10 protein-coding genes are annotated in these 10,899 nt (G+C 72.1%); 4 read left to right on the plus strand and 6 right to left on the minus strand.

Annotated elements, in window-relative coordinates:
• Positions 1-26 precede the first annotated feature (26 nt).
• Positions 27-1,571 (plus strand): glycerol kinase GlpK, encoded by a 1,545-nt coding sequence (glpK, locus tag ACGFR7_RS11840; protein WP_393316591.1) that lies wholly within the window; start codon positions 27-29, stop codon positions 1,569-1,571.
• A gap of 72 nt (positions 1,572-1,643) precedes the next feature.
• Here the strand turns inward: glpK and ACGFR7_RS11845 are convergent, their stop codons facing one another.
• The 5 genes from ACGFR7_RS11845 to ACGFR7_RS11865 form a co-directional block, all read right to left on the minus strand.
• A complete protein-coding gene (locus ACGFR7_RS11845) occupies positions 1,644-2,255 on the minus strand; it encodes an ATP/GTP-binding protein (RefSeq protein WP_393316594.1) in 612 nt (203 codons plus the stop codon).
• Between the two features lie 208 nt (positions 2,256-2,463).
• Positions 2,464-3,333: an alpha/beta fold hydrolase gene (locus ACGFR7_RS11850; protein ID WP_393316597.1), complete on the minus strand. Its 870-nt coding sequence runs from the start codon at positions 3,331-3,333 to the stop codon at positions 2,464-2,466.
• A gap of 248 nt (positions 3,334-3,581) precedes the next feature.
• Positions 3,582-3,995, minus strand: coding sequence for a DUF742 domain-containing protein (locus tag ACGFR7_RS11855; RefSeq protein WP_393316599.1), 414 nt, complete (start codon positions 3,993-3,995; stop codon positions 3,582-3,584).
• Positions 3,996-4,091: 96 nt separating this feature from the next.
• Positions 4,092-4,532, minus strand: coding sequence for a roadblock/LC7 domain-containing protein (locus ACGFR7_RS11860; RefSeq protein ID WP_350249547.1), 441 nt, complete (start codon positions 4,530-4,532; stop codon positions 4,092-4,094).
• Positions 4,529-7,405 carry a nitrate- and nitrite sensing domain-containing protein gene (locus tag ACGFR7_RS11865; protein ID WP_393316602.1) on the minus strand — a complete coding sequence of 959 codons (2,877 nt, stop codon included), beginning with the start codon at positions 7,403-7,405 and terminating at the stop codon, positions 4,529-4,531. The genes ACGFR7_RS11860 and ACGFR7_RS11865 overlap by 4 nt, the downstream gene beginning before the upstream one ends.
• Positions 7,406-7,776: 371 nt before the next feature.
• Here ACGFR7_RS11865 and ACGFR7_RS11870 point away from each other — a divergent pair, with 371 nt between their 5' ends.
• Positions 7,777-8,160, plus strand: a complete 384-nt coding sequence (locus ACGFR7_RS11870) for a hypothetical protein (RefSeq protein ID WP_350249549.1) — start codon at positions 7,777-7,779, stop codon at positions 8,158-8,160.
• A gap of 12 nt (positions 8,161-8,172) precedes the next feature.
• Here ACGFR7_RS11870 and ACGFR7_RS11875 read toward each other — a convergent pair whose 3' ends face one another.
• A complete protein-coding gene (locus tag ACGFR7_RS11875) occupies positions 8,173-8,502 on the minus strand; it encodes a bifunctional 3-phenylpropionate/cinnamic acid dioxygenase ferredoxin subunit (RefSeq protein ID WP_393316605.1) in 330 nt (109 codons plus the stop codon).
• A 161-nt stretch (positions 8,503-8,663) separates the two neighbouring features.
• On the opposite strand from ACGFR7_RS11875, the gene ACGFR7_RS11880 reads away from it, so the two are divergent.
• On the plus strand, positions 8,664-9,470 hold the full coding sequence (locus tag ACGFR7_RS11880; RefSeq protein WP_393316608.1) for an IclR family transcriptional regulator: 807 nt from the start codon (positions 8,664-8,666) through the stop codon (positions 9,468-9,470).
• 314 nt (positions 9,471-9,784) lie between these two features.
• Positions 9,785-10,897: an S-(hydroxymethyl)mycothiol dehydrogenase gene (locus ACGFR7_RS11885; RefSeq protein WP_393316611.1), complete on the plus strand. Its 1,113-nt coding sequence runs from the start codon at positions 9,785-9,787 to the stop codon at positions 10,895-10,897.
• Positions 10,898-10,899: the final 2 nt, after the last annotated feature.

Consider the following 10,899-nt stretch of genomic DNA (forward strand, 5'->3'; position numbering starts at 1 on the left):
ACCAGGACTTCAGGAGGCGTGACGGCATGACGGAGCGAACCGGGAAGACCGGGAAGACCGGGAAGTATGTAGCCGCGATCGACCAGGGCACCACCTCCAGCCGCTGCATCATCTTCGATCACGACGGGGCGATCGTCGCCGTCGACCAGCGAGAGCACCGTCAGATCTTCCCCAGGCCGGGCTGGGTGGAGCACGACGCGACCGAGATCTGGACGAAGGTGCAGGCCGTGGTGGCGGGGGCGCTCACCGAGGCGGGGCTGCGTGCGGACCAGCTCAGTGCGCTGGGCATCACCAACCAGCGGGAGACCACGGTCCTGTGGGACCGGGTCACCGGCAGACCGGTGCACCACGCGATCGTCTGGCAGGACACCCGTACCTCCCAGCTGTGCGCGGAGCTGGGCGGCGCGGACGGCCAGGACCGTTTCCGTGAGGCCACCGGGCTCCCGCTGGCCAGCTACTTCTCCGGGCCGAAGGCTGCCTGGCTGCTGGACGAGGTGCCGGGGCTGCGGGCCCGTGCCGAGCGCGGCGAGATCGCGTTCGGCACCATCGACTCCTGGCTGATCTGGAATCTGACCGGTGGCACCGACGGCGGGGTGCATGTCACCGATGTGACCAACGCGGGCCGCACGATGCTGATGAACCTCGCGACCCTCCAGTGGGATCCGGCGATCCTGTCGGCGATGAACGTGCCGGCCGCGATGCTGCCGGAGATCAGGTCGTCGGCCGAGGTGTACGGCACGGCCGTGGGGCAACTGCACGGCGTGCCGGTGGCGTCCGCTCTGGGCGACCAGCAGGCGGCCGTGTTCGGTCAGACCTGCTTCGGCGTCGGCGAGGCCAAGAACACCTATGGCACCGGCTCGTTCCTGCTGCTGAACACCGGAAACCGCCCGGTCCCGTCCAAGCACGGGCTGCTGACGACGATGGGCTACCAGCTCGCCGGCGAACCGCCGGTCTACTGCCTGGAGGGGTCCATCGCCGTCACCGGCTCGCTGGTGCAGTGGTTCCGCGACCAGCTGGGCATCATCGCGTCGGCCGAGGAGATCGAGCCGCTGGCGGAGAGCGTCCCGGACAACGGCGGGGCCTACGTCGTACCGGCGTTCTCCGGTCTCTTCGCGCCCTACTGGCGTTCCGACGCGCGCGGCGTGATCACCGGTCTGACCGGCTTCGTCACCAAGGCGCATCTGGCGCGCGCCGTACTGGAGGCGACCAGCTGGCAGACCCGGGAGGTGGTGGACGCCATGTTCCAGGATTCGGGTGTGCAGATCACCCAGCTCAAGGTCGACGGGGGAATGACCGCCAACCATCTGCTGATGCAGCATCAGGCGGATGTGCTGGACGTGCCGGTGATCCGCCCGGTGATCTCGGAGACCACCTGTCTGGGGGCGGCGTACGCGGCCGGTCTGGCGACCGGTGTCTGGCAGGACCTCGACGAGCTGCGGACCCACTGGAAGCGGGACACGCAGTGGACACCGCGGATGGACGCGCAGACCCGTGACCGCGAGTTCGCCAACTGGCGCCGGGCCGTGGAGCGCAGCTTCGGCTGGCTGGCCGAGGACGGCTCGGCGGGGTAGCGGCGCCGGCGGCGCGCAGACGTGCGGCCCGTATCCCGGACGGCGGGGTACGGGCCGTACCTCCGCGCCCCGTCAGGGAAGCGCGGGCTCCCGGCGGCGGGCGCCGACTTCCCTGGCATGCTCGACGACGGAGACCAGCACATCCCGCGCGGAGTCCCTGCGGCGGGCATCACACAGCATCACCGGCACCTGGGGGTCGAGGTCCAGGGCGTCGCGTACGGATTCCGGCGGGTAGCGGTCGGCGCCGTCGAAGCAGTTGACGGCGACCGTGAAGGGCAGACCGCGCCGCTCGAAGTAGTCGATGGCGGCGAAGCTGTCCGCCAGCCGCCGGGTGTCCGCCAGTACCACCGCACCGAGTGCGCCCCGGGCCAGTTCGTCCCACAGGAACCAGAAGCGGTCCTGCCCCGGGGTGCCGAAGAGGTACAGGACCAGTTCCTCGTGGACGGTGATCCGTCCGAAGTCCATGGCGACGGTGGTGGTGGTCTTGGTCTCCACCCCGTCAAGGTCGTCGACCGGCCGCCCCGCCTCGGTCAGCCGCTCCTCGGTACGCAGTGGTTTGATCTCGCTGACGGCACCGACCAGGGTGGTCTTACCGACCCCGAATCCGCCCGCGACCAGGATCTTGAGCGTCACCGGCTCGACGGCGGCGGACCGTCGGCGGCGATCGGATCGCCCGAAGGCCATGGGATTCTTCTCCTGAATTGCCGTGTATACGGGTGGAGCTCACGCTTGTCACCCGGGCGGCGGTGCACGGGGCAGCAGGCGCAAGGGAACGGTACAACGTGCTCGGCACGGCGCCCACTTGAGATGCGTCACGCCGGGGACGCCGGTGGGGGGACACCACGGGTCAGAGGCGGCCGAGCCGCCCCAAAGGGCGCCGGCCGCCACGGCGTCAGGCGTACTGCCGGAGGTGGTCGAGGATCTTGGGTGTGACCACCTCGGGGACCTCTTCGGGCAGCCAGTGGCTGGCGCCCTCCAGGGCCTCGAAGCAGTACGGGCCGTCCACCCACTCCCCCGTGGACTCGGCGGCGCCGCGGCCCAGTGCGGTGTCCTCGCTGCCCCACAGGAAGAGGGTGGGGACGGTGATCCGGCCCGCGGGCACCGAGATGACCGACTCCGGGGCGCGGTACCAGTTCAGCGTGGCGGTGAGCGCGCCCGGGGCGGAGAGCCGGCGGACATTGCCGTCCACGAGGGCGGCGGGCACCTTGCCGGCGTAGGCGGCGCGCAGCCGGGCGGCGTCGTCGGCGAGCAGTGCGGTCTCCGCGGCGCCGTCGTCGCGGCGGAAGAAGCGGACGTAGTCGAGGCGGTGGTGCTGGGTGGGGTCCTCGGCGGCCGCCCGGTTGAGGGAGTCCGGGTGCGGAGTGGCCAGTACGGTCAGGGACTTCAGCCGCTCGGGGTGGGCGCCGGCCAGCGCCCAGGCGACCATGCCGCCCCAGTCGTGCGAGACGAGGTGGAAGCGGTCCGCCCCCTGGGAGTCGGCGAAGGCCAGGGCGTCGGCGACGAGTTCGGGGACGGCGTAGTCGGCGATCCGGGGCGGGCGGGCGCGCGGGGAGTAGCCGCGCTGGTCGACGGCGACGGCGCGGTAGCCGGCCGCGCCGAGGGCGGGGAGCACGGCGCTCCAGGAGTCGGCGAACTCGGGCCAGCCGTGCAGCAACAGGACGAGCGCGCCGTCGGTGGGGCCGCAGGCCAGGGCGTCGTAGGTGTGCGGGCCGGCCTGGATCTCCAGGTGTTCAACGGGTGCCGTGGTCTCGTCCGTGGCCATGGGGGCGGATCTCCTCCTGTTGACAAGTGCTCACCTGCTGACAAGCGCTCAGCTGCTCACAAGCGCTCACCAGGCACCGTACCCGGGGCACTCGCCGCGGCGGCCACCCCGCCCGGGCCTAACGGACCGGAGCCCGGGCGGTGCCTGTCTCCCTACCCAGGGCGGACGCGTGGGCCGGGCAGCGGCCGGCGCCCGCCCAGGAAGAATCCGGGCGGCGGCGGCCGGCGGCGGCCGGCGGGCCCGGCGGGTCACAGCGCGCGCAGGCCGTCGATCACTTCGCGCAGCACCTTCTCGTCCGGCAGCTCGGCCGGCGGCACCGGCCGGCTGACATGGACCAGTTCGGCATCCAGCAGATCCCCGATCAGGACCCGTACGACGCCGACCGGCAGGTCGAGTTCGGCCGCCAGCTCGGCGACCGACAGCGGCTCCTCCCGGCACCACTCGACGATCTCGACATGCTCGGGCGACAGGCTCTGGTCGTCGACCGTCTCCTGCGCACGGCTCTCGGCGATCACCAGCGCGATCAGATCGAGGCGGCCCTCCGCGGCCGTACGGGTGCGCCCGCGGGTCATGGCGTACGGCCGGACGACAGGGCCCGCGTCGTCGTCGAACCAGCGGGCCGCCTCCCGTGCCCGGGCCGGCCGGCCGTCCTGCTCGCTCATGCCGAAACCTCGCTTCGCTCGGCCTCGCATTCGCGCGGCGCGCACCTCTCGCTTCTTCGCTCGCCGCGCTCGCTCATGGCGTCACCGTCGTCGTGCTCAGGTGGAAAGGCCGGACCGGGGCGCGGTGCCCAGGTGCGTTCCCACGCGCTTGACCAGCAGCGTCATCTCGTACGCGATCAGCCCGACATCGGAGTCGGCGTCGGCCAGTACGGCCAGGCAACTGCCGTCGCCGGCCGCGCTGACGAACAGGAACGCCTCGTCCAGTTCGACCATGGTCTGCCGGACGTGGCCCGCGTCGAAGTGCCGGCCGACGCCCTTGGCCAGGCTGTGGAAGCCCGAGGCGACCGCGGCCAGATGCTCGCCGTCCTCGCGGGTCAGATCCTTCGAGGCCCCGGTGGCCAGGCCGTCGCTGGAGAGGACCAGTGCCTTGCGGATGGAGCCGACCCGCTCGACCAGCTCGTCCAGGAGCCAGTTCAGCTCCCCGGATCCCTTCTCCGAGACCGGTGCGGTGGAAGCTGCTGCCTTCGGTGCGGTCATGGACCGTCCCCTCCCGATGTGGTTCCTGGTGGTGCTGTGGTGCCTGTGCTGTTGCCGTGCTGCGTGACTGTGTCACGGGCGCCCGGGTCTGTGACGCCCGGGCCTACCACGCCCGGGTCTGTGGCGCCCGGGTCTGTGGTGTCCGGGCCGGTGACGTCCCGACCGGCGGTGTCCGGGAGCGTGCTGCCGGCAGGCGCCGTGTCGCCGGCAGGCGCCGTGTCGCCGGCTGCCGGGTCCTCGCCCGGTGGCGTTCCGGTCGCGCGCGGGTCCTCGCCGTTGTCGCGGCGGCCGCGCCGCCAGCCGCGCTGGAGCGAGGCCATCCGGGCACGGACCGCCTCCGCGTCGCGGTCGTCCGCGTCCTGCGCCGCCCGCCCTTGCGTTTCGGTCTGCCCGGTGGCGTCGGCCTTGAGCTGGGGGGCGAGGCTCGCCTGCCGTACCCGGCGGGGCAGGCCCTTGGCCGTGGTGGGCGCGGGCGTCTCCCGGTCCTCGGCGGTCCGGGCTCCGTCCTCGGCCCGCTTCCCGCTCCTGTTCCCGTCACGGTCGTCGACGGTTCTGCCGTGGTCGGAGACCAGCACCGGCGGGCGGGGGCGGCGCGGCAGCGGGGCCAGCCCGCCGGGCGCCTGGTCCTGGGTCTGCTGATGCTGTTCACCGTCGGGGACGGGCGGCACCGGTGCGATGCCGCGCGGTGCGGCGGCCGGGCCGCCCGGGATGGCGGGCTTCTTCCGGCTGCCGCCGCGGCCCCGCTTCCGCAAGGGCGCGTCCTCGTCGTCGGCCGGGACCGGCTCGTCCGGGCCGAGCGGCGCCTCGAGTTCGACCGGTCCGTCGATGACGGACGGGGTGCGCCGCTCCCGCCGGTACGGTGACTGCTCCTGGGAGAGTGCGGCCAGCTTGCCCGCCGCGTGCTCCAGTTCATTGCCGACGGGGCCGCCGGCCAAAGAGTCCGGTGCCGGGCGGCCGTCGTCCTCCCGGCCGCCGACGGCGGCGTCGGTGAGGAGCCTTGCCGGGATGAAGACCACGGCGGTGGTGCCGCCGTACGGCGAGGGCTGCAGGGAGACCCGTACATCCTGCCGCTGGGCGAGCCGGCTGACCACGAACAGGCCGAGCCGGTCGGTGTCGGACAGCTCGAACTCGGGGGTCTCGGCGAGCCGGAGGTTGGCCTCCAGCAGCAGGTCGGGGGCCATGCCCAGCCCGCGGTCGTGGATCTCCAGGGTGTAGCCGTTGGCGACCCGCTCGCCCAGGACCTGGACGGCGGTGTGCGGCGGGGAGAAGACCGTGGCGTTCTCCAGGAGTTCGGCTATCAGGTGCGTGAGGTCCGATACCGCGGGGCCCTCCACCGCGAGCCGCGGCAGCCGGCGCACCTCGATCCGCTCGTAGTCCTCCACCTCGGCGACCGCCGCGCGCACCACGTCCATCAGCTGGACCGGTTTGCGCCACTGCCGGGAGGGAGCCGCGCCGGAGAGGATGACCAGGCCCTCCGCGTGCCGCCGCATACGGGTGGTCAGGTGGTCGATCCGGAAGAGGTCGGCGAGTTCGCCGGTGTCCTCGGTGCGCCGTTCCATGGCGTCCAGCAGGGTCAGCTGGCGGTGCAGCAGGACCTGGCTGCGGCGGGCGAGGTTGACGAACACCTCGGAGACGCCGCGGCGCATTTCGGCCTGTTTGACGGCGGCCTCGATCGCGGCCCGCTGGAGGGTGTGCAGGGCCTGCCCGACCTGGCCGGTTTCGTCCGGTCCGAAGGTGAGCCGGGGCGCCTCGGTCTCCACGTCGACCTGTTCGCCGGCCGCCAGCCGGCGCATCACGCTGGGCAGCCGTACCCCGGAGACGTCATGGGCGGCCTTGCGCAGCCGGATCAGATCCCGCACGTGCCGGCGGCCGATCCGGAACGAGACGACGACCGAGACCAGCAGCGCGACGAAGCCGAGGACGCCGGCGATGGCGGCCTTGAGCAGGACGTTCATGGCGGCGGGAGCGACGCGCTCCTGGTAGCGGTCCCCGGCGTCCTTGTCCATCCGCTGGAGGTCGCCGAGCACCTTGCCCGCCGCGCTGTTCCAGCGCTCGGCATTGACCGCACGCGGTCCGTCCTGTGCGCCGGCCGCGATCACCCGGTCCTCGTACGAGGTCAGCTCGCGGGCCTTCGCGGAGCGCCAGTAGTCCTCGAAGAGACCGCGGTCCTTGGCGGGGAGGCCGGGCAGGCCGGTGCTGTAGAGGACCCGGCGTTCGGCGACCCGGTCGGACAGCGCGCGCAGATCGCGCTTGCTCATGCTGCCGGAGAGGAGCACCGCGGACATCAGGGCGTCCTCGCGGGAGACCGCCTCCCGGGCCCGGGTGAGGTTGACCAGCATCCGGGCCTGCTTGTCCATCTCCACGTTCTCCAGGGCATGGAGCGAGGCGAGGAAGTCATAGCCGGGGTCGACGAGGGAGTTGTAGCTCTCCATGGCCTCGTCGCGGGAGACGGTGTTGTCCTCGACCTGGGCCCGCAGCGCCCCGAGGGTGCCCAGGCCCTTGAGGACGCCGTTCATCCGGTCGGCGCTGCCGGGGCTCAGGTCCTCGCGGATGTCGCGCAGGTCGATGCCGGCGCGCAGCTGGGTGACGGCCTCGTCGGTGGCCCGGGTCTGCCGGTGGAGCTCGTCGAGCGCGTTGGCGCCGCGCCGGTCGGCGAGGTACAGCAGGCTCTGCCGGCGCTCCCGCTGGAGGGCCTGGATGACGTCCTCGACCGGATAGCCCAGGTTCTTCACGACGTTGCCGACGTCCAGCAGCTGGTTCGCCTCACGCCCGGTGATATAGGTCGTGAACGCCCACAGGCACGTCAGGGACACCAGCGGTACGAGCAGCAACGCCACGATCTTCCGGCGGACCGACTTCCCGCGAAAGCGCATGGCCTCCCCTACGTCAACCCCGGCGCACGGGGGTGGTGTTCCGTCAACAAACGGCGCGAGCCTACTACTGTCGGGTGACCAAGCCGAAGACCTCTCCTGCCACCGGGAAGGAACCGGGGCGGGATCGTCGTCCGTTGTCCACCGATTCCCGGACAACCCGCCCGCGTCCACGCCCCGGACCGGGTGCTTGCCCTCCGGCGACGTGCCGGACGGTTGGCCGGTTTTGCTCTGCCCCGGGTAACTCCGGGCGGCTCCGGTACGTGACCATGAGGGGGGACGGGGTGCGACACCAAGGGCATGTACCCGGCGAAATCCGGGCAGTTACCGAGGAGTCGGACACGCGGGGAGAGTGCGGGGAGTGTGACGCGTTCATGGACACCGGCAGACAACCGTTGTGGCAGGAGGAGCCGGCGGTCCGGCGCCGGATGGCGGATCCGGTGCGTACCGCCGCGGTGCGTGCCGTGATCATCGTGGCGCTCACCCTGATCCAGGCGATGGTGGCCTTTCTGTGCACCCTGGCGGGCTCCTGGTTCGCCTTCCCCGCGGTGCTCAGCACGGTCGCCAGCACCGTGGTCGCCACCTGGGCGGTGCTGGACGTCTGGGTGACCCGCCAGGTATGGGTGCAGCGCAACGGGGTGCAGTCGCAGCCCAGCAGTACGGCCCGGGAGCTGCGCCGCGAGCGGCGGAGGGCACGCCGCCGGCGGCGCCGGGCGTCACGGGAGGGCCCGTCGCGGATCGACCGGGCGGCCGCCTGAGCGGCCGGGTCGTTACGCCACCGCCTCTTCCCTCACGGCGGGCCGTACATGAATCATGCCGTCCAGGACACTGACCTGGTGGGTGCGCACCGGCCGGCGGGCGGGCAGACAGGCCGGGGCGCCGGTGCGCAGGTCGAACAGGGCCGCGTGCAGCGGGCATTCGACGAAGCAGCCCTCGACCCAGCCCTCGGAGAGCGAGGCGTCCTGATGGCTGCAGGTGTCGTCGACGGCGTAGTAGCCGCCCTCGGCATGAAAGACCGCGATGGCCGGTGTGGCGTCGTCGATCTCGATCCGTACGGACTCACCCTCGGGCAGGTCCTCGATGCGGCAGACGGGAATCATCTGGCCCCCCTCTCGCTGATCGGTATCATGTGTTCTGAATAACGCATCGCAGAGCGCGATGCGCAACAGAATCCAAGCCGGGGAGCGGGCCGTCAAGGGTTTCCCGGCAGATGCCCTCAGACGCGCCCCGCGGGGGCCACCGGGTGGTGACACAAAGACCCATGTCGAACACGAGCGATGCGGCAGACGACCGGTCCGAGGAACGGCGCGGCGGGGCGGGATCCGTCCAGTCCGTGGACCGCGCGGTGAGCGTGCTGGAGATCCTGGCCAAGCTGGGCGAGGCCGGGGTGACCGAGATCGCCGAGGAGCTGGGCGTCCACAAGTCGACCGCGTTCCGGATCCTCGGGGTGCTGGAGAACCGCGGGCTGGTGGAGCAGGAGAGGGACCGCGGGAAGTACTACCTGGGCGCCGGGGTGCTGCGGCTGGCCGGCGCCGCCGCGATCCGGCTGGACATCTCGCAGGAGGGCCAGCCGGTGTGCCGCGCGCTCGCCGAGGACACCGGGGAGACCGCCAACATCGCGGTGCTCGACGGTGATGCGGCGGTCAACATCATGCAGGCCAGGGGCTCGGCCGCGGTCACCGCGTACAACTGGCTGGGCCGCCGCACCCCGCTGCACGCCACCGCCAGCGGCAAGGTGCTGCTGGCGCATCTGCCGCCGGAACGCCGGGAGACCCTGGTGACCCGCAAGCTGCCGCGGTTCACCGAGAACACGCTGACCACGGCGTCCGGTCTGCGCGCGCAGCTCGCCGCCGCGCTCGCGGACGGATTCGCCTGCACCAGCGAGGAGTTGGAGATCGGCCTGAACGCGGTGGCGGCACCGGTCCATGCGCACGACGGTGCGGTGATCGGCGCGATCGGCGTCTCGGGCCCGGCGTACCGGATGGAGCATGAGCTGCTGCCGGAGCTGGCGGAGCGGGCCGCGAAGGCGGCCGCGGAACTCTCCCGCCTGATGGGGTACCCGGGTTAGCCCGCCGGGGCATCACAGGCGCCCGCCCGGGCCCTGCCGTGATGTCTCACCCCCAGGGGGACTCCCCTAGCGAAAAATCCCCCTTGACGGATCCTGACCCGACTTCCAGCATGTCTCCTATAGCGCAACCCAGCGCGCTATGGGCAACACGGCGACAGAGGTGGGCCGTTCTCCACCACCGTCCCCTGTCCCGGGATTCCCGGTCTCCGGGTTCCCGGCACCGCGCACCACTCCCACCCCTCACAGGCATCCGTGCCACCTCACGCGTGCTACCCGCCCTGCCGCCCCGCAGGCGCTGTTTCTAGGAGTGAGACATGCCGCACGAAGCCCGCGCCGTCGTCGCCCTCAAGAAGGGCGCCCCCGTCGAGGTGCTGCCGATCCTCGTTCCCGATCCCGGTCCGGGCGACGTGCTCGTGACCGTGCAGGCCTGCGGGGTGTGCCACACCGATCTGCACTACCGCGACGGCGCGATCGGCGACGACTTCCCGTACCTGCTCGGCCATGAGGCGGCCGGGGTCATCGAGGCGGTCGGCGACGGGGTCACTGACCTGGCGCCCGGTGACTACGTGGTGCTGGCATGGCGGGCGCCCTGCGGACAGTGCCGGGCCTGCCGCCGCGCCCGCCCCTGGTACTGCTTCAACTCCCGCAACGCCTCCCGGCCGATGACCCTGCTCGGGGGCACCTCACGGACGAAGTCCGGGGGAGGTACGGAACTGACCGCGGCCCTGGGCATCGGCGCCTTCGCCGAGAAGACCCTGGTCGCCGCCGGACAGGCGGTGAAGGTCGATCCCGCGGCCCGGCCGGAGGCCGCGGGCCTGATCGGCTGCGGGGTGATGGCCGGGTACGGCGCGGCCGTGCACACCGGAGGGGTGGGCAGCGGGGACACCGTCGCCGTCATCGGCTGCGGTGGCGTCGGCAACGCCGCGATCGCGGGCGCCTCCCGGGCCGGCGCCCGCCGGGTGATCGCCGTCGATCTCGACGAGGGCAAGCTGGACGCCGCCGAGCGGTTCGGCGCCACCGACACCGTCAACTCCCGTGGCACGGACCCGGTCGAGGCGGTCCGTGCGCTCACCGGCGGACACGGCGCCGATGTGGTGATCGAGGCGGTGGGGCGCCCGGAGACCTACCGGCAGGCGTTCTACATGCGCGATCTGGCCGGCACGCTGGTCCAGGTCGGCGTGCCCGACCCGGACATGCACATCGATCTGCCGCTGATCGACCTCTTCTCCCGTGGCGGCGCGCTCAAGTCGTCCTGGTACGGCGACTGTCTGCCCAGCCGGGACTTCCCGGTGCTGATCGACCTGTTCCTGAGCGGCAAACTCGATCTGGAGCGGTTCATCAGCGAAACGGTCACGCTCGACGACATCGAACCGGCCTTCGCGAAGATGCAGCGCGGGGAGGTCCTGCGGTCGGTCGTCGTGGTGTGACC

Source organism: Streptomyces sp. NPDC048516 (assembly GCF_043199875.1).
In the GTDB taxonomy this organism is placed as follows: domain Bacteria; phylum Actinomycetota; class Actinomycetes; order Streptomycetales; family Streptomycetaceae; genus Streptomyces.

Excerpts from the sequence above, each read along its gene's own strand:
- ACGFR7_RS11885 (WP_393316611.1), top strand. The coding sequence starts at position 9,785 with ATGCCGCACGAAGCCCGCGCCGTCGTCGCCCTCAAGAAGGGCGCCCCC.
- ACGFR7_RS11860 (WP_350249547.1), bottom strand. The coding sequence starts at position 4,532 with ATGACCGCACCGAAGGCAGCAGCTTCCACCGCACCGGTCTCGGAGAAG.
- ACGFR7_RS11870 (WP_350249549.1), top strand. The coding sequence starts at position 7,777 with ATGGACACCGGCAGACAACCGTTGTGGCAGGAGGAGCCGGCGGTCCGG.
- ACGFR7_RS11865 (WP_393316602.1), bottom strand. The coding sequence starts at position 7,405 with ATGCGCTTTCGCGGGAAGTCGGTCCGCCGGAAGATCGTGGCGTTGCTG.
- ACGFR7_RS11880 (WP_393316608.1), top strand. The coding sequence starts at position 8,664 with ATGTCGAACACGAGCGATGCGGCAGACGACCGGTCCGAGGAACGGCGC.
- ACGFR7_RS11850 (WP_393316597.1), bottom strand. The coding sequence starts at position 3,333 with ATGGCCACGGACGAGACCACGGCACCCGTTGAACACCTGGAGATCCAG.
- glpK (WP_393316591.1), top strand. The coding sequence starts at position 27 with ATGACGGAGCGAACCGGGAAGACCGGGAAGACCGGGAAGTATGTAGCC.
- ACGFR7_RS11855 (WP_393316599.1), bottom strand. The coding sequence starts at position 3,995 with ATGAGCGAGCAGGACGGCCGGCCGGCCCGGGCACGGGAGGCGGCCCGC.
- ACGFR7_RS11845 (WP_393316594.1), bottom strand. The coding sequence starts at position 2,255 with ATGGCCTTCGGGCGATCCGATCGCCGCCGACGGTCCGCCGCCGTCGAG.
- ACGFR7_RS11875 (WP_393316605.1), bottom strand. The coding sequence starts at position 8,502 with ATGATTCCCGTCTGCCGCATCGAGGACCTGCCCGAGGGTGAGTCCGTA.